The organism is Mesorhizobium sp. M0848 (assembly GCF_040319805.1).
Taxonomy (GTDB): Bacteria; Pseudomonadota; Alphaproteobacteria; order Rhizobiales; family Rhizobiaceae; genus Mesorhizobium.
The window spans coordinates 25,662-42,195 of record NZ_JAMYOM010000022.1 but is presented as its reverse complement, the minus strand read 5'-3'; the positions used below and the strand labels follow the sequence as shown (position 1 = coordinate 42,195).

14 protein-coding genes and 1 pseudogene are annotated in these 16,534 nt (G+C 63.3%); 4 read left to right on the top strand and 11 right to left on the bottom strand.

The window, feature by feature from the left end; genetic code table 11:
- Window positions 1-18 precede the first annotated feature (18 nt).
- The 4 genes from NKH95_RS23595 to NKH95_RS23580 all read right to left on the bottom strand — a co-directional run bounded on the left by NKH95_RS23595 (window position 19) and on the right by NKH95_RS23580 (window position 4,618).
- The gene (locus NKH95_RS23595) at window positions 19-1,287 is read right to left on the bottom strand and encodes an O-antigen ligase family protein (RefSeq protein ID WP_128305464.1); all 1,269 of its coding nucleotides are present in this window, start codon (window positions 1,285-1,287) and stop codon (window positions 19-21) included.
- Complete coding sequence (locus tag NKH95_RS23590) at window positions 1,284-2,819, bottom strand: undecaprenyl-phosphate glucose phosphotransferase (protein ID WP_128305463.1); 1,536 nt, start codon at window positions 2,817-2,819, stop codon at window positions 1,284-1,286. The genes NKH95_RS23595 and NKH95_RS23590 overlap by 4 nt, the downstream gene beginning before the upstream one ends.
- A gap of 94 nt (window positions 2,820-2,913) precedes the next feature.
- Window positions 2,914-4,044 carry a glycosyltransferase family 4 protein gene (locus NKH95_RS23585; protein WP_128305462.1) on the bottom strand — a complete coding sequence of 377 codons (1,131 nt, stop codon included), beginning with the start codon at window positions 4,042-4,044 and terminating at the stop codon, window positions 2,914-2,916.
- 10 nt (window positions 4,045-4,054) lie between these two features.
- Window positions 4,055-4,618 carry a polysaccharide biosynthesis/export family protein gene (locus tag NKH95_RS23580; RefSeq protein ID WP_013532220.1) on the bottom strand — a complete coding sequence of 188 codons (564 nt, stop codon included), beginning with the start codon at window positions 4,616-4,618 and terminating at the stop codon, window positions 4,055-4,057.
- A 258-nt stretch (window positions 4,619-4,876) separates the two neighbouring features.
- On the opposite strand from NKH95_RS23580, the gene NKH95_RS23575 reads away from it, so the two are divergent.
- Entirely contained in the window at window positions 4,877-7,147 is a 2,271-nt protein-coding gene (locus NKH95_RS23575) for a GumC family protein (RefSeq protein ID WP_352611706.1), read from the top strand.
- A 46-nt stretch (window positions 7,148-7,193) separates the two neighbouring features.
- Here NKH95_RS23575 and NKH95_RS23570 read toward each other — a convergent pair whose 3' ends face one another.
- Window positions 7,194-8,030, bottom strand: a complete 837-nt coding sequence (locus NKH95_RS23570) for a GNAT family N-acetyltransferase (protein ID WP_352611707.1) — start codon at window positions 8,028-8,030, stop codon at window positions 7,194-7,196.
- 4 nt (window positions 8,031-8,034) lie between these two features.
- On the bottom strand, window positions 8,035-9,258 hold the full coding sequence (locus NKH95_RS23565; RefSeq protein ID WP_352774739.1) for a GNAT family N-acetyltransferase: 1,224 nt from the start codon (window positions 9,256-9,258) through the stop codon (window positions 8,035-8,037).
- 91 nt (window positions 9,259-9,349) lie between these two features.
- Between NKH95_RS23565 and NKH95_RS23560 the strand changes: the two genes are divergently transcribed.
- Entirely contained in the window at window positions 9,350-10,408 is a 1,059-nt protein-coding gene (locus NKH95_RS23560; RefSeq protein ID WP_128305460.1) for a polysaccharide deacetylase family protein, read from the top strand.
- Window positions 10,409-10,423: 15 nt separating this feature from the next.
- Here the strand turns inward: NKH95_RS23560 and NKH95_RS23555 are convergent, their stop codons facing one another.
- Window positions 10,424-10,639 (bottom strand): DUF2842 domain-containing protein, encoded by a 216-nt coding sequence (locus NKH95_RS23555; protein ID WP_023810263.1) that lies wholly within the window; start codon window positions 10,637-10,639, stop codon window positions 10,424-10,426.
- 198 nt (window positions 10,640-10,837) lie between these two features.
- Between NKH95_RS23555 and NKH95_RS23550 the strand changes: the two genes are divergently transcribed.
- Window positions 10,838-11,929: a COX15/CtaA family protein gene (locus NKH95_RS23550; protein WP_023810264.1), complete on the top strand. Its 1,092-nt coding sequence runs from the start codon at window positions 10,838-10,840 to the stop codon at window positions 11,927-11,929.
- A 19-nt stretch (window positions 11,930-11,948) separates the two neighbouring features.
- On the opposite strand, the gene NKH95_RS23545 is transcribed toward NKH95_RS23550, so the two are convergent.
- The 4 genes and pseudogenes from NKH95_RS23545 to speB form a co-directional block, all read right to left on the bottom strand.
- On the bottom strand, window positions 11,949-12,266 hold the full coding sequence (locus NKH95_RS23545; RefSeq protein WP_023810265.1) for a hypothetical protein: 318 nt from the start codon (window positions 12,264-12,266) through the stop codon (window positions 11,949-11,951).
- 78 nt (window positions 12,267-12,344) lie between these two features.
- Window positions 12,345-13,186: pseudogene (locus NKH95_RS23540) on the bottom strand (aminoglycoside phosphotransferase family protein).
- Window positions 13,183-14,109, bottom strand: coding sequence for an N-acetyl-gamma-glutamyl-phosphate reductase (gene argC / locus NKH95_RS23535; RefSeq protein ID WP_023810266.1), 927 nt, complete (start codon window positions 14,107-14,109; stop codon window positions 13,183-13,185). The pseudogene NKH95_RS23540 and the gene argC overlap by 4 nt, the downstream one beginning before the upstream one ends.
- Window positions 14,110-14,139: 30 nt before the next feature.
- A complete protein-coding gene (gene speB / locus NKH95_RS23530; protein WP_023810267.1) occupies window positions 14,140-15,147 on the bottom strand; it encodes an agmatinase in 1,008 nt (335 codons plus the stop codon).
- Window positions 15,148-15,270: 123 nt separating this feature from the next.
- Here speB and NKH95_RS23525 point away from each other — a divergent pair, with 123 nt between their 5' ends.
- Window positions 15,271-16,479, top strand: a complete 1,209-nt coding sequence (locus tag NKH95_RS23525; RefSeq protein WP_023810268.1) for an acyltransferase family protein — start codon at window positions 15,271-15,273, stop codon at window positions 16,477-16,479.
- Window positions 16,480-16,534 lie beyond the last annotated feature (55 nt).

Sequence of the window (16,534 nt, the reverse complement as noted above, 5' to 3'; positions counted from 1 at the left end):
AACCGAATTCCGCGACTTTTATCCCGCTGCGATTGCCGGTGCCGGCGAGCCCTGCAAGGCAGGCCGCAACAGCCGCTGATGGCTGTATTCCAGCGCGATGGCGCCCCAGATCAGGCCGAGCAGCAGATAGACGTGGCGCCAGTGGTCGATGTCGATGAAGGTGCCGAGCCCGATATTGCCGATAAAGGCGACATAGGCGCACAGGAGATAGGGCTGCCACGGCCGGTCGCGCAGCAGGATGCGGAAGCCGGCTGCTATCGTCCATAAGACGAGCGCCAGGAACGACACGAAGCCGAGCCAGCCATAATCCATCAGCATCTTCAGCCAGATGTCGTGGGTGTCTTCACCGAAGATCGTGCCGAAGACCAGCGGGCCGATGCCGAACGGATGCTCCATCGCCATTTGGAAGCCGATGCCGTAGCGGGCGAAACGGCCGAGGCGGGCGGTGTCGTAGCTCTGCTCGAGATGGGCACGGTTGGAGAACATCTCCGAGACGCCGGGCAGCTGCAGGATGACGATCATGGCGACGACCAGCAGCGCCAGTGCTGCAATCGTCATCACCACCACGCGCAGCCGGAACATTCCGCTGGCGCTCTGCAGGAACAGGCAGCCGGTGAGCAGGACGGCCGAAACGGCGAACATGCCCCAGGCACCGCGCGAGAAGGAAAAGAAGATGCCGGCGGTGATGATCAGCAGTGGTACCGCCAGCAGCGGCATGCGTGTCACCGGTCCGGTCAAAAGCAGATAGAGCAGATAGATGCCGGGCAGCACCAGGAAGGGGCCGAACACGTTCGGGTCCTGGAAGGCGCCGGCGGCACGATCGTATTTGGTGAACATCTCCGCGCCCGGAAAGGCATGGAAGTAGCCTGCAATGCCAAGCAGCGAGGTGGCCACGGCCGAAACCACATAGGCAATGAAGATCAATCGGTAGAGGCCCGGCTGTACGGCGGTGATCGATGCGAAGAACACCGCGCTGAAGGCGAGAAACAGCGAGACGGCGAGATAGAGCGGTGTGTTGGCGAGGTCCGCCATCTGCGTCATAGAGATCATGCCGCCGATGTTCATCGTCACCAGCAGCACCAGCAGCGGCGTGGCCGCGCGGGAAATCCGCAAGCCGAAAAGCGCACAGATGGCGATCAGCCCGGCCATGTAGAGCTCATAGGGCGCCGGCTCGCTGATGACGAAGCCGGACAGCAGAATGCCGAGGAAGACCGCGCCCGAGGAAATCAGCGCGACCAGCTTGGCGTTGACCGCCGCGCGCGGCAGATCATGGCTGATCGCGCTCAATAGGCGTTTTCCGTGTTGAGCAGCCGGAGCGGCGTGAGGAACAGAATCCGCAAATCGAACAGCAGCGACCAGTTCTCGATGTAGAAGAGATCATACTCGGTTCGCATGCGGATCTTCTCGTTGGTGTCCATCTCGCCGCGCCAGCCATTGATCTGCGCCCAGCCGGTGACGCCGGGCTTGACCTTGTGGCGGGCGAAATAGCCGTCGACAACCTCGTTGTAGAGCAAATTATGCGACTGTGCGGCGATGGCATGCGGGCGTGGACCGACCAGCGACAGCGAACCCAGCAGCGAGTTGAAGAACTGCGGCAGCTCGTCGATCGAGGTCTTGCGGATGAAGCGGCCGACGCGGGTGACGCGCGGGTCGTTCTTGGTCACCGTCTGCTTGGCGGTCGGATCGGCCTTGTCCGTATACATCGAACGGAACTTGTAGACCTCGATGATCTCATTGTTGAAACCGTGCCGCTTCTGATGGAACAGCACCGGCCCCTTGCTGTCGAGCTTGATGGCGATGGCGGTCGCCAGCATCACCGGCGAGAACACGACGATGCCGATCAGGCTGAAGACAATGTCGAAGGCGCGCTTGGCGACCGAATCCCAGTCGTTGATCGGCTTGTCGAAGATGTCGAGCATCGGCACCGCGCCGATGTAGGAATAGGCGCGCGGGCGAAACTGCAGCGCGTTGGAATGCGCCGAAAGCCGGATGTCGACCGGCAGCACCCACAGCTTCTTCAGCAACTGCAGAACGCGCGATTCGGCGGTCAGCGGCAGCGATACGATCAGCATGTCGATGCGGGCGATGCGGGCGAATTCGATCAGTTCCGAAATGGTGCCGAGCTTGGGGTAGCCGGCGACGATGGGCGGCGAGCGCTTGTCGCCGCGATCGTCGAAGATGCCGCAGATGCGGATATCGTTGTAGGGCTGCTTTTCGACCGAGCGGATCAGGATTTCCGCCGCCTTGCCGCCGCCGACGATGACGGCGCGCCGCTCCATGCGGCCATCGCGCGCCCAGGCCCGGATCAGCTTCGACATCACCAGCCTGAGGCCGAAGATGAGAACGAAGCCGATGACGAACCAGCTGCCGAACAAAAGGCGCGAATAGTCCTGCGACATCTTCATGACGAATGCCGTCAGCGCCATCAGGGCGAAAGTGCCGGCCCAGACGAGCAGCACGCGGCCGAAATTGGCGATGGGCCGCATCAGGGCGACGATCTGGTAGCAGTCGGTGACGTCGAGCAGCACCACGGCAAGGAACGAGCCCGCTGCGATCGTCACCGGATATTGCCAGGCGAGATAGTTGAAGAACCCGACATAGTGGAAATAGACGGCGAGTCCGGACAGGAACAGCAAGCCGAATTCGACCATGCGCAGGACACCGCTGACCATGATCGGCGACATCGTATCGCGCCGGTACTGCGAGGCGACCTGGCGGGCGACATCGTTCATGCCGCTTGGCGTGTCGCCGTCGGCCGGGCCGTCGAATTTACGCACCGCCTCTGCTGAAAAGCGGCGCGCGGGGTCGATCTCGTTCATGAGGGCTTTCCGCAAGCTTCCCCCCGGTCATAGCAAAAGAGAGCTAAGAAACCCTTGAAACAACGCATGGCTTTGGAACGGCTTGGTCCTGCGCCTACGTGTCGAGCGCGGCGAAATAGGCCTTCTCGATGTCGGCGGCCATCACATCGGCGCCGAAGCGTGCCTTGAGGTTGGCGCTATCGGGCATCAGGTCGCGATAGGCGGCCGGGTCGGCCAGCGCCTGGCTCATCCTGTCCGCGAGCTCGATCGGGTCAGGTCGGATCAGGGCGGGGGAACCGATGTCGAATATCTCCGGAATGCCGCCGACCGCGGTTGCGATCATCGACTTTCCCGCGGCAAGCGTTTCCAGGACGATATAGGGCATGGCTTCGGCGCGCGAGGGAACGATGATAAGCGCGGCAAGGGCAAAGGCCTCCCTGGCCGGCATCGGCGGCAGGAAGCGGACATGGCGCTCGAGCCCGAGGCGTTTCACTTGCCCGTGGTAACGCGGAAGGTCGTCGCCGTCGCCGACCATCACCGCGGTCAGCGCGCGGCCGAACCGCGGGCCGGCGAGCGCCAATGCGTCGATGAAGATGTCCGGTCCCTTCAGGTCGCGCATCATGCCGATATAAAGCAGGTCGGCTGCGTCCGGCGCGGTGATCACCGGCTCGAATTCAGTGGCGCGCAGGCCGTTATAGACGAGGGTGTTGGGAATGGGCGGCTCGCCTACCTTGTGGCGATAGGTCCGCCGCTCATAGTCCGAGACAAACAGCAGATAGTCGGTGAAGCGAGCCATGAAGCGCTCGAGCGCGAAGAACAGCTTTCCGGTGGTCGTGTTCTCGTCATAGTGGAGCGAGCCGCCATGCGGCGAATAAAGGCGGGCTACGCGAGACCTTGATACCCGCAACAATGAGCCGAACAGACGGGCATAGGCGCCACCCTTGGCGCCGTGCCCATGCAGTACGTCCGGCCGCAATTCCTTGATGATCCTGTACGTGCGCCAGGCCGAGGCAAGGTCGCCGGGACCGACGTGGCGCTGCATCGGCGTGCGATGAATGCCGAGCGCCAGCAAGTCCTTCATCTGCTCGAACAGATGTTCCTCGAACGTGCCGCCTGTCGTCGAATCGCAGACGATGCCGACGGAATGCCCGGCGGCGACCTGCGCCTCGGCCAGGTCGCGCACATGCCGGAAAATTCCTCCGACGGGTGAGCGAAAGCAATGGACGATCCTGAGCCTGTCCGCCACTTGGTATCTGTCAGAACAGACGTTCGCGGACGTAGACCGTATCGCCCGGCAGCAACGGGTCGGAGGTGACCACGCGGCCGGTCATCACCTTGCCGTTGATGTCGCGGGTGATGTCGACGCTTTCCTGGTTGGCGCGCGGCGTGAAGCCGCCGGCAATGGCGATCGCCTTCTGCACCGTCAGGCCGGGAACATAGGAATATTGGCCGGCGGCACCCACTTCGCCCATGACGAAGATCGGGCGGTAGCGGTCGATCTCGACCGAAACGTCGGGATCGCGCAGATAGCCTTGCCGCAATTTGTCGGCAATCTCCTTTTCCATTTGCTGCGCGGTGTGGCCGCGCGCTGGTATGGCGCCGACAAGCGGGAAGGAGAGATAGCCGGATTGATCGACGCTGTAGGTGTTGGTCAGCCCGTCCTGCTCGAACACGGTCACGCGGACGCGGTCGCCGGCGCCAAGACGGTAGGGCTGATCGAGCACCTCATGGAAGGCGGCCGGCGTCGGCCGGTAGCTGGAACAGCCAGCCAGCATCGATACGGCAAGCAGCGCGCGAAACAGGGAAGCAGTGCTTTTCATGGCCGGACAGGTACCTTCGACTGGTCGCTGCAACGTCGCAGCAACTCTAGGGATCGAGGTCCGTTATCATCCTGTTAGGGTTAATGGCCGGTAAAGGGAGCGGCCGACACGTGGCGCATCGGCAAGAGTTTTTGTGATTTTTGGCGGTTTTGTTTGTCACCCGCCAGTAAACCCTAACGGAAACTTACCACGATCTTAACGGCTGAGTTACCATAGTTGTTTACGGTGCGTGCTGACCCAGTATCGGAGTAGGGATGCATGTCCGTTCAGTCCGCGGCCGCAGATGTCGATGTCGATCTCAGGCAGCTCTTCGCCAGCCTGGCGAGGAACTGGCTGCGTATAGTCCTCGTCGTCCTGTTGGCAACCGGGCTGGCCTTCGCTTTCGCCTCGCTGGCAACCCGGCACTACAAAGCCGAGACGCAGGTGGAGATCGCGCCGCGCGAATCCATCTACACGCGGCCGGCCAGCAACAACAACGACACCGACAAGCCTATTCTCGACGAACAGGGCGTCGCCACCCAGGTCCAGATCATTTCCTCCAACGAAATCCTCAAGCAGGTCTCGCAAAAGCTCGGTCTGGAAAAACTGCCCGAGTTCAATGAAGCGCTCGACATGTCGGCGCTGAGCCGCGCTCTGGTCCTGGTCGGCCTGAAAAGCGACCCGATGGAAATTCCGACGGAAGAGCGCGTGCTCAAGAAAATGCACGAGAAGCTCAACGTCTATGGCGTCGAGAAGACCCGCATCATTGCCATCGAGTTCTCATCGGAAGATCCCAAGCTCGCGGCCGCCACACCAGACGCGATCGCCGCCGCCTATATAGCGGGGCAAGGGGCGGCCAAGCTCGAATCGAACAGCGCCGCGGCGGACTTCCTGGCGCCGGAAATCGCCGACCTGCAGCGGCAGGTCAAGGATGCCGAGGCGAAGGTCGCCGCTTATCGCGCCCAGTCCGATCTTCTGATGGGTGGCAACAATTCGGTGCTGGCCACCCAGCAGCTTTCAGAACTGTCGAGCGAACTGTCGAAAGTGCGCGCCAACCGCGCCGCTGCGGAAGCGACCGCCGACGGTGTGCGCAGGGCGCTGCAGAATGGCGGTTCGCTGGATGCCGTGCCGGAGGTTCTGTCATCGGACCTGATCCAGCGCTTGCGTGAGCGACAGGTCGAATTGCGCTCCAACATCGCCGATCTGTCGACGACACTGCTTGGCAATCATCCGCGCATTCGCGCGCTGAAATCGCAACTGTCCGATCTCGACGCACAGATCCGCAGCGAGGCCCAGAAGATCATGAAAGGCCTGTTGATGCAGGCCGAGACGGCAAAGGCCCGCGAGAACCAGCTTGTCGCAGACGTCAACACGTTGAAAGCCGCTTCGGCGCAGGCCGGCGAACAGCAGGTCGATCTGGACGCACTGCAGCGCGACGCGACCGCCAAGCGACAGCAACTCGAGCTCTACCTGACCAACTACCGCGAAGCGGCATCGCGCCAGGATCGCAACTATCTGCCGGTCGACGCCCGGATCGCCTCGAAGGCTTCTGTTCCCTCCGAGGCCTATTTCCCGAAGGTCGGGCCGATCGTCGGCGCGGCTTTCGCCGCATCGCTGCTGATCATGGCCATAGTGACGCTTCTGCGGGAGCTGTTTTCAGGCCGCGCGATGCGGCCGGCGAGCGGTTCCCGTTTCGAACGGATCGATGAGGTGGCGATGCCCCATGTGGCCCAGACGCCGGTCTCCGAGCCATTTGTCCGCCACGAGCCTGTCATCCTGCGGGACCCTGTCATTCGCCAGGAACTGCCTGAACGTGCGGATGAAGCCGATGCGGAGCCCTATGCCGCCGCGATGCCGGCCATGGCCGAAGCGCAGGACGTGGTCGCAATGCCCGCTACGGCTGCGACTGAGCAAACGGCTGTCGAGCCCGAACCGGCGCGTTCCACCCTGGGCGAGATCGATATCGAGAAGGCTGCCGAAAAGCTGATCTCCAGCGGTGCGGCGCGCGCCATATTCGTCTCGCCGGAAGGCGACGAGGCGGCTGCATCCGCGATCCTGGTGGCGCGCGAGGTCGCCGACGCCGGCCTGCGCGTGCTGTTGCTGGACCTCACCGCGTCGGGGGCCGCCTCGCGGCCGATGCTGGACAGCGGCCTTTTCCCGGGCATCACCAACCTGCTCGCTTCGGAAGCGCAGTTCAGCGACGTCATCCACGCCGATCTCTACTCGGACTGTCACGTCATTCCCGTCGGAACCGCCGATCCGGTTCGTGCCATGCGTGCCGCCGACCGGCTGCCGATCATCATGCAGTCGCTGACGACAGCCTACGACCTCGTCCTGGTCGAGTGCGGACCGGCCGACGCGCAAGGCATCGGCCGCCTGACTGGCGATGCCACCGAGGTCTTTCTCTCCATGCTGGAGGCCGACGATGAGGTGACGCAGGCTGCGGTCAAGCTGATCGAGAACGGCTACCCCGACCTGACGCTGGTGACGCCGCTCGGCCACGAACCGCCCGGCAATCCGGTGCCGGGACGGCGCACTGCCGCTGCCTGAGGGAGCCGCGGATCGCTTGGCGGAGCCGTTCAGCGGTTCGCCCGATCTATCCCAGTTCCAGGGTCGTTACGCCGAACACCCTTTGCAGGTCCAGTTCCGGGGCAGGACCTTTGTACATGCGCGTGGTGGTGAAGGTCGGCGCAAAGCCGGCCGCATCGAGCGCAGTTATGAAGCCGGTGTTGTCGGCGGGGACGTCGATGTGCAGCTCGCCACCGTCACAGGCACCGGCCAGTCCCTCCAGGAGTTGCAAAGCGGTTTCCATATCGTCGGCAAACAGCGGGCCGATCTTGAAGCCGGATCGACAGCGGCGCGCCACGCCAAAGCCGGTGACGCCGCGCGAACCGATTGTCGCCAGCCCATGATGCGGTTCCTGCAGCCATCGCTTCAGGAAGGTGCCTCGGGGCGCCGGAAAACAATGGGAGTCATAGGCGATGACATCGGACAGGAGCTGCGTTGTAATCATCCGCAACCCATCGTCCCTGACCGCCGGGCCTGCCTTGCGCCCGGTGAAGCGGATGGTCTCGTAGGCCGGTGCGAAGCCCTTGCGCCGGTAATTGGCCTGCTGCTCGGCGACGCCGTCAAGGCCGACGGTCCGGCCAGCGAGCCTTTTCATGCCGGCGTCCCACACCGTCTTGCCGTAGCCCATGCCGCGCATGTCAGGCCGGGAGATGTAGAGGCCGATGAAACCGAATTCGCTTCCATAGGCCACGGCCGAAATTGCCGCGGCCATGTCGTCGCCGACAAAGGCGCCGATGAAGCCTTCGGGGTCCGCCGCCTGGAGCATCGCCGGGTCTTCAAGACCTGGGTTCCAGCCTTCCGCGGCCGCCCAGTCGACGAGAAGCCCCAGTTCCTGCAGGGACAGTGTGCGGATGATCGGCTTCATGGCGTCAGCTATCTTCTTCCGAGGGCGCTGCCTGACCGGCGGCTTTGCGGCGCAGCACCTTGGTCAGCTTCCAGATCATCGGGCTGTTCTTGACGAAGGCTTTCAGCCGCGCGCCTTGCCGAAGCGTCAGCGCCAGCATGCGGCCCTTCACGGTCAACGGGACCAGCACTTCGAAATGCCGCGTTTCGATATCGCACCACAGCCGCTTGTAAGGCTCATCTCCGACCGAAAAGTCATAGACCTCGAAACCGGTCTCGCAGGCTTCCTGGATGTTGTCGAAGAACAGGAAGTCGCCGGGGCTGGCGTGCCCGAGATCGTCCTCGGCGATCGCTCCGAATTCGCAGATCAGGCGTTTGCCCGAGCGGCTTGAACCGGTGATGGCGCGCAGCTTGCCGGCAACCTCAAGTCCGTGCAGCACGAACGAAGGCTTGTCCTCGGCAAGCGCCTGCATGAACAGCGCGCGGAAGAAGCCGCGTACCTGCGCGTCGCCAAAAACATTGGCGATGCCCATCTTGCGGAAGCGGAGCTCCTTCATCTCGAAGAAGGCGTCGAGCAGCGTGTCCACCTCGTCCGGGGTGCGGGCCTCGATGCGCCGATAGCTGCCTACGGCCTCGAATTTCCGGATCTGCGACCGGTGCTTCTTGCGTTTGCGTTTGCCGCTCGCGCGGGAAAGCAGCGCATCGAAGCCGCCGGCGAGATCGACGGCCAGCGACAGATTGGGGCTGGAAAAATGGTCGAGCGATGCGAGCGGATTGGCGACGCCGTCGAGATCGGGCAGCAACCGCTCGAGCGCGACCAGATCGATGTCCGGGCGTGCCTTGGCGATGGCCGCCAGTACCGATCGGAGGGCCGGTATATCCGCCTTGGCCAGCCAGTTCGGGTCCGCGGCGACGAAGTTGCCGTTGGCGTGGCGCCCACCCATGAAGCGGGCGATCCGGAACAGCCCCTTGGAGGCAACCTCCAGCGCCAGCGAAAAAACCGGTTTGCCCTCGACACTCAGCGTCGCGACAAGCAGGTCCGGTCGTGTCTCGGCCGCCCAATTCTGGACCCAGGCAGCACTCTGCGCCGGCCCAAACAAAGCCGAGCGGCAGAACTCGGCATAGGCCGCGAGTCCGTCCGCGGACGCCACTGAAATCGACAGGTCGGCATGGTCCCGTGGCAAGGCCCGCGACGATGCCTCGGTCGCCGCAAGCCGATTGCCGTCAAATGACGCAGTTGCGTCAACCATACCTCAATCCTTAGGGCGTATTGATCGCGATTTGGGGGTTCGCATAGGCGCATTCCGTGCTTGGATCAGCCTAGGCGCAAAAGGTGAATGAATGATCGACGGCGGGGAGGCAATCCGGAAACTGGCGCTGAACGTCGCCCGCTATACCGGCCTTGCACCGCTGGCCAAGCCGTTCATCGGCGGCATTGGCGCCATCCTGATGCTGCACCGTGTTACCGCGACGCCGGAAAAGCCGGACAGCGTCAACCGGCATCTGAATATCGCGCCCGGCTTCCTTGACGCCATGATCGCCGACATGAAGGCGCATGGCTATGCCTTCGTCTCCATGGACGAAGCGGTGGAGTGCATCAAGGTGGGCGGCAAAGGCGGTCAGTTTGCCACGATCACCGCCGACGATGCCTATCGCGACAACATGGTCGAGGCGCTGCCGGTGCTCGAGAAGCACGGCGCGCCGATCACCATCTATGTCGCGCCCGGGCTGATCAACGGCACAGCCGACCTGTGGTGGGACGTTGTCGAGGACATCGTCAACGCGCGCGATACCCTCACTCTGACGCGGCTGAACGGTCCCCTGACAATCGATTGCTCGACCCCCGCGAAGAAGCTGCAGGCCAATGCACGCCTGCACGCCTATCTCACCGCCGAAATCCGCGAGGAGGACCTGCAGGCTGTGTTGCGTGACCTAGCTCGCGCAAACGGCATCGACTCCGACGGCCCACGCTTGCGCACATTGATGAGCTGGGATGAAATCCGTCGCATCGCCGCGCATCCGCTGGTGACGATCGGCGCCCATACGATCAACCACAGCAACCTGAAGCGGCTCTCCGAAGCCGATGCCCGGCACGAGGTTGGCGCCGTGCGCGCCATGTTGCAGGCCGAACTGGGCGAAATGCCCCGCCATTTCGCTTATCCCTATGGCTATGCCAGCGCCGTCGGCTGCCGCGAAGTGGGCTTTGCCCGCGACGCCGGCTATACCTCCGCCGTGACGACGCGCCACGGCGTGCTGCGCGCCGAGCATGCCGGGTTCCTGCACGCCTTGCCGCGCATCTCCGTCAACGGCCGCTACCAGAGCCTCGCCCACATCCGCACCATGCTGTCGGGCGTGACGACGCCGCTCGCCAATGCCGGCAAGATGGTCGTCACCATCTGACGCTGGCGGTTTCGCCTAGCGCTTGGCTCTCGGCTCCAGCATCAGCCATTTGATGATGCCCATTGCCGGCAGCACCCAGAGCAGGCCGCTGAGCAGGAAGAAAAGGAAATGCACCCACGGACCCGACTCCGACAGCCGGGCGACCGCGAAGATCGATGCGACCAGCGCATAGACGATGACCAGCGCCACCAGCAGAAACATTCCGATCAGCTTTTTCAGACGCAGGGGCATGGTTGGTCTCCTGATCGAGCATGCCGGAATTTGCACAGGCGGCTTGGCAGGCTCAAGGGGTATTGGCCTCGCATATGCCTTGAGGCGAGACTGTGCAACCGGTGAGACGCGGCGCGACGGCGTGCCGCGCCGTATGGTCTTGCCAGCACGGGTGCGATGGTCCACCAATCCGCCAAATCAACCTGCCGGGACAAGATCATGGCTGCCATATCAGCTGCCGCGCCATACGTCGCCCGCGACCGCGACCTGCATAACCGGGCGCTGCTGCGCGGCTGGCTCTATGTGGTGCTTCTGGTGCTGTTTGCGCTGGTGCTGGTCGGCGGCGCCACCAGGCTCACCGATTCCGGCCTGTCGATTACGCAGTGGAAGCCGATCCATGGCGTGATCCCGCCGCTCAACGACGCCGAGTGGCAAGAGGAATTCCAGCTCTATCAGCAGATCCCGCAATATGCCGAGCTCAACAAGGGCATGAGCATCGAGGCCTTCAAGTCGATCTTCTGGTGGGAATGGGCGCACCGCATCCTGGCGCGCAGCGTCGGTCTGGTCTTTGCGTTGCCGCTGCTGGTTTTCTGGGCGACGCGCCGCATCGAGCGCGGCCTGGGCCCGAAACTCGTGGGCATTCTCCTGCTTGGCGGCCTGCAGGGCGCCATCGGCTGGTGGATGGTGGCTTCAGGACTGGTCGACCGTGTGTCCGTGAGCCAGTACCGGCTGGCGACCCACCTGACGCTTGCCGCGCTGATCTTCACCGCCACCATGGTGGTCGCGCGAGGGTTGGCGCCGCATTCCGAGCCTGCCGCCGATAGGTCGACGCAGAGGCTGGCCGGCTTCATCGTGCTGCTGGCGCTGATCCAGATCTATCTCGGCGGCCTGGTCGCCGGGCTCGACGCCGGCCTCAGCTACAACACCTGGCCGCTGATGGATGGCAAGATCATCCCGGGCGATCTGCTGATCCTCGAGCCGGCATGGCGCAACTTCTTCGAGAGCCCGAAGACGGTGCAGTTCGTCCATCGGCTTGGCGCTTACACGGTATTCGTCGTGGCGTTGTGGCACATGATCGCCACGCGCCGGCGGCTGCCTGAAACAACGCATGCGCGCCGCGCGACGCTGCTGTTCTTGGCTGTGCTGGTGCAGGCCTCGATCGGCATCGGCACGCTGCTGATGCATGTGCCGCTGCATATGGCGCTGACCCATCAGGGATTTGCGCTCATCGTCCTGGGGTTTGCAGCCGCCCATTGGCGCGGCACCAAGGGCGCCTATCCCTTGCCGCACGAAATCGCACGCAGGGCCTGACCTCGAACCGATCGGCCAACTACATCCAGAATTCGTTTGTAGATGTCGTCTTCTCGCCATCGAATTCCGCCTGCCGCAACGCCGCGGCGGACGGCGCGGACTGGTCCTGAGCGGCTTTGGCTACCTTGTCGGCGGCCTTGAGCGCATCGAGCCTGGCCTGGGCCACGGCGATATCCTGCTGCACCTGGGCAGCCTTTACCTGATCCGTGATCGCCTTGGCCTGGTCTTCCAGGTCCTGGATCTGCTTTTCGAGCGCGGCCTCCTGGGCTGCATTGCTCGAGGAACTCGACGAGGAATACTGGGCTGCCTGGGAGGAACCCGAAATCGCGCTAACCATGACAAATCCCGAAGTGGAGCCGAGGCCAGTCAGTAGCCCATCGCTGTGAACAAGCGATTACCGCGCCGCAGCCCGCGATCAGAAGCTTGCCCGCACCGCCCGGATCGCCTCGGCGATCGACAATTCGCGGCTCTCCTCGACCTCATTGTCGTCCTCATGATGCCAGGCAGCCGACAGGCAACCATAGGCGATGGCATGATCAAGGACGGCTGGTGGCGTCTGGCCCAGTGTTTTGGCGAAGATCTCGGCCATATGCGCGATCCGCTCCGGATCGAGGCAAAGCTCGTCCCGGTCGAGCGGGTTGTAGAACATGTTCGCGGCGTCGAAGCCGGGGTCGCCGAGAACGCCCTTCGGATCGATCGCCAGCCAGCCGCGCGGCCCGTGCAGGATGTTTTCGTGATGCAGGTCGCCGTGCAGGGGCCTGATATCGTGCGGATTGGCCAGCAGTCGATCGGCGATGATGGCGGCCTCGACATAGAGGCTGTCATGGCCCGAATCGCGGTCGATTGTCGCCTTCTTGAACAGGCTTGAAAACCGTTCCCGGAGCGGCTGAAGCTCGGGCGGGAAGGGGTCTTTCCCCTGTGAAAATAGTTTCGCCATCACCTCGGCCGCGATTTCGGTGGCGGCGTTGTCGCCCTGTTGGTCGAGCACCTGCTCCAACAAGGTCTCACCGGCATATTCGAGCAGCATGCTGTGGCCGTCGCGGCCGAGCAGGCGCACCGCGCCTTCGCCGCGTCGCCAGGCAGATAATGCTCGCCGCGCAACTCGTCGGCGACGTCGTCGAAAGGCTTGAGCGCCTTGACGATCGCCGGCGAGCCGTCTGCGCGCAAAACCTTCCAGATGCGGCTCGAAAAGGTCTCGGCAATGAGTTCGGGTGCGCTGACTTTCCAGCGCGCCGGAAAGGCGGGCGTGTCCATCAGAGGCCGAGCATCAGATCCATGTTCTGCACGGCGGCGCCCGAGGCACCCTTGCCGAGATTGTCGTAGACCGCCAGCAGCAGGGCCTGCGCCCGTTTGTCATTGGCGAAGACATAGACCTTCATCCGGTTGGTGCCGTTGTAGACCTCGGGATCGATCTCCGGCATGCGCTCCGAATGCGCATAGGGCGCCACCTCGACCACGCCGCCCTTGATAGCGGCGAAATGGTCGGCAATCGCCGCATGCAGTTCCGCACCGGTCGGCACATGGTCGAGGCCGCCAAGCTGCAACGGCACGACGGTGATCATGCCTTGCGCGAAATTGCCGACCGCCGGCTGCATGATCGGATCATGCGACAGCCTGGCATAGGCCCTCAATTCCGGCACGTGCTTGTGCTGAAGGGTGAGGCCGTAGGGCAGGAATTCCGAGGCGTCCTCGCCCTTGGCGACATAGTCCTCAATCATCGGCCGTCCGCCGCCCGAATAGCCCGAAATGCCGTTGACGGTGATCGGGAAATCCGCCGGCAGCAGGCCTGATGTGACCAGCGGCCGCAGCGTGGCGATCGGTCCCTGCGGCCAGCAGCCTGGATTGGCGACGCGTTTTGCCGAGGCGATCGCCTTTGCCTGGTCCTTGTCCATCTCGGCGAAACCATACGCCCAGCCTTCCGCCACGCGATGCGCGGTCGACGCATCGATGACTTTGGTGGTGTCGTTGGCGATCAGCGAGACGCTTTCCTTCGCCGCGTCGTCGGGCAGGCACAGGATCGCGACATCGGCGGCGTTGAGGAACTCGGCGCGTGCCGCCGTTTCCTTGCGGCGTTCGGTCGGGATGGAAATGATCTCCAGATCACTGCGCTCGGTAAGCAGCGCCCTGATCTGCAGGCCTGTGGTGCCGTGTTCGCCGTCGATGAAGATTTTCGGTTTCATGGGTTGATCAAATTCCTTGGTATTTCAACACTATATGCCCTGACCTTGAATCACTGCGGCACCATTGTGGTTGCCGTTGTTCAACTCTTCAAGCCGGGCCTTTCGCTCAGCCAGCAGGCCGAGATATTGCATGGCCACCATCGAGCCGGCGATCGCCGTTATATCGGCGTGATCATAGGCCGGCGCAACCTCTACGACATCGGCGCCGACAATATCGATCTGGTTGAGCTGGCGCAGCGTTGACAGGATTTTCGCCGAGGACGGTCCGCCGGCGACCGGCGTGCCGGTTCCCGGCGCATAGGCCGGATCGAGGCAGTCGATGTCGAAGGTGAGATAGGTCTTCTTGCCGCCGGTGCGGTCAACGATGGCGTAGGCGATATCGGACGCCCGCATCTCCTCGATTTCATGGCCATGGAGGATCTTGATGCCGAACGTGTCGGGCGCATGAGTTCGGATGCCGATCTGGATCGAGCGGTCGGGATCGATGATGCCTTCCTTGACGGCACGGCCTACGAAGGATCCGTGATCGATGCGCTTGCCGTCGTCCGGCCAGGTGTCCTGATGGGCGTCGAACTGCACCAAGGCGAGCGGACCATGGATGGCGGCATGCGCCTTGAGCAGCGGCCAGGTGACGAAATGATCGCCGCCGAGCGTCAGCAGGAAGGCGCCCGACTTCAGGATCTTGGCCGCTTCACGTTCGATCGTGCCGGGTGTCTTCTGATGATTGCCCGAATCGAGCAGGCAATCGCCATAGTCGACGACCGCCAGATGCTCGAACAGATCGCGTGAAAACGGATATTGCGGGTCGTTGTCGAGGATCGCCGAGGCACGGCGGATGGCCTGCGGCCCGAAGCGGGCGCCCGGCCGGTTGGTGACGGCGGCATCGAAGGGAATACCCCATACCACAGCATCCGCGCCCTTCACGTCCTTGGTGTATTTGCGCCGCATGAACGACAGCGCGCCGGAATAGGTCGGCTCGAACGCGGCGCCCGTTTTGGAACGGGCGGTGAAGGCGTTGTCGATGTTGTTGTTCGCCATTACGGATCCTCGTTTTTCATCGGGTTGCAACAACTACAGAACCGGCACGGAAGATGCCAGTCACAGCTTGGCGAGACGGAATGGCGCTGCCCGAGTGCCACGGCAAGACAGGATTGTATCATCATGACGCAGACCGCGTTTCTCAACCCCACCCGTGCCGCGGCGTCGACCCACACCGGCACGGTCGCCGGTGAACGCTTCCTGGTGCTCGATTCGTGGCGTGGCATCTGCGCGCTTCTGGTGGCGCTGTTTCACTTTCCGACCGCTTCGACGATTTCGCAAAGCGCCTTCATCGGTTCGTCCTACCTGTTCGTCGATTTCTTCTTCGTCCTTTCCGGCTTCGTCATCGCCAGCAGCTACGGCGATCGGCTGAACCAGCCGGAACAGGTCGCGCGCTTCGCCTTGGTCCGTTTCGGCCGCATCTACCCGCTGCACCTGCTCATGCTTGCCGCCTTTGCCGGCTTCGAGCTGCTGCGGCTGATGCTGCCGCAACTGCATGGAACCGGGGCTGCTCCCTTCACCGGCGGCTTCGATCTCAAGAGTTTGCTTGCCAATCTTCTCCTGCTCCAGGGTGTCGGCTTCGAGGATCAGCTGACCTGGAATGCGCCGAGCTGGAGCATTTCGGCCGAGTTCTTCGCCTATCTCTTGTTTGCCGGCGTGGTCTTCGTCGCCGGCGCGCGCGCCTGGATATGGTTCGTTGCCGCCGCCGTCACCGCACCGCTGTTCCTGCTCGGCTTCTCGACCCATCATATGGATGTGTCCTTCGATTTCGGCTTCATCCGCTGCCTGTATGGCTTCTCGCTCGGCGCCTTGCTGGCCTGGTTTCAGCATGATTCCATTGCAGGGGCGCGACAGGTCCTCGCCAGGAGTGGCCCGCGGATGGCCTGGACCCTTGCCGAGATCGTCATGGTGGCGGTCATCGTGCTTTTCGTCTCGCTGGCGGGCGACAATGATTTTGGCATCGCGGCCCCCCTGGTGTTCGCGCTGGCGCTGTTTCTGTTCGCCCATGAAGGCGGCTGGATCAGCGCCTTGCTGAGAGCCCCGTTCATGCTGACCCTCGGCGCGCTGTCCTACTCGATCTACATGGTCCACGTCTTCGTTCAGGCGCGCATGATCAACGTCGCCGGGCTCGTCGAGCGCAAGCTCGGCCTCGGCCTGATCGGCGACTTCACGCTGCGCGGCCAGCCTGCCACCGGCTTCGGTGCCGGCTGGATGGGAGCGGTGGCAATCGCCGTCATGCTCGCCGCCACCATTGCCGCCTCCTGGATCACTTGGCGCCTCATTGAGATGCCGGCCATGGCGTGGTTCCGCAGGCTCTCAAAACGCATCTGACGCGCACTCCCCGCGAACAACCGCTAGCCGGCTTCGTTCACCTGGATGTCACGAG

What these genes read in the sequence shown, in the direction of transcription:
- argC (WP_023810266.1), bottom strand. Translation starts at nt 14,109, where the DNA reads ATGAAACCGAAAATCTTCATCGACGGCGAACACGGCACCACAGGCCTG.
- NKH95_RS23555 (WP_023810263.1), bottom strand. Translation starts at nt 10,639, where the DNA reads ATGCCCCTGCGTCTGAAAAAGCTGATCGGAATGTTTCTGCTGGTGGCG.
- speB (WP_023810267.1), bottom strand. Translation starts at nt 15,147, where the DNA reads ATGGCGAACAACAACATCGACAACGCCTTCACCGCCCGTTCCAAAACG.
- NKH95_RS23550 (WP_023810264.1), top strand. Translation starts at nt 10,838, where the DNA reads ATGGCTGCCATATCAGCTGCCGCGCCATACGTCGCCCGCGACCGCGAC.
- NKH95_RS23570 (WP_352611707.1), bottom strand. Translation starts at nt 8,030, where the DNA reads ATGAAGCCGATCATCCGCACACTGTCCCTGCAGGAACTGGGGCTTCTC.
- NKH95_RS23580 (WP_013532220.1), bottom strand. Translation starts at nt 4,618, where the DNA reads ATGAAAAGCACTGCTTCCCTGTTTCGCGCGCTGCTTGCCGTATCGATG.
- NKH95_RS23525 (WP_023810268.1), top strand. Translation starts at nt 15,271, where the DNA reads ATGACGCAGACCGCGTTTCTCAACCCCACCCGTGCCGCGGCGTCGACC.
- NKH95_RS23590 (WP_128305463.1), bottom strand. Translation starts at nt 2,819, where the DNA reads ATGAACGAGATCGACCCCGCGCGCCGCTTTTCAGCAGAGGCGGTGCGT.
- NKH95_RS23575 (WP_352611706.1), top strand. Translation starts at nt 4,877, where the DNA reads ATGTCCGTTCAGTCCGCGGCCGCAGATGTCGATGTCGATCTCAGGCAG.
- NKH95_RS23565 (WP_352774739.1), bottom strand. Translation starts at nt 9,258, where the DNA reads ATGGTTGACGCAACTGCGTCATTTGACGGCAATCGGCTTGCGGCGACC.
- NKH95_RS23545 (WP_023810265.1), bottom strand. Translation starts at nt 12,266, where the DNA reads ATGGTTAGCGCGATTTCGGGTTCCTCCCAGGCAGCCCAGTATTCCTCG.
- NKH95_RS23560 (WP_128305460.1), top strand. Translation starts at nt 9,350, where the DNA reads ATGATCGACGGCGGGGAGGCAATCCGGAAACTGGCGCTGAACGTCGCC.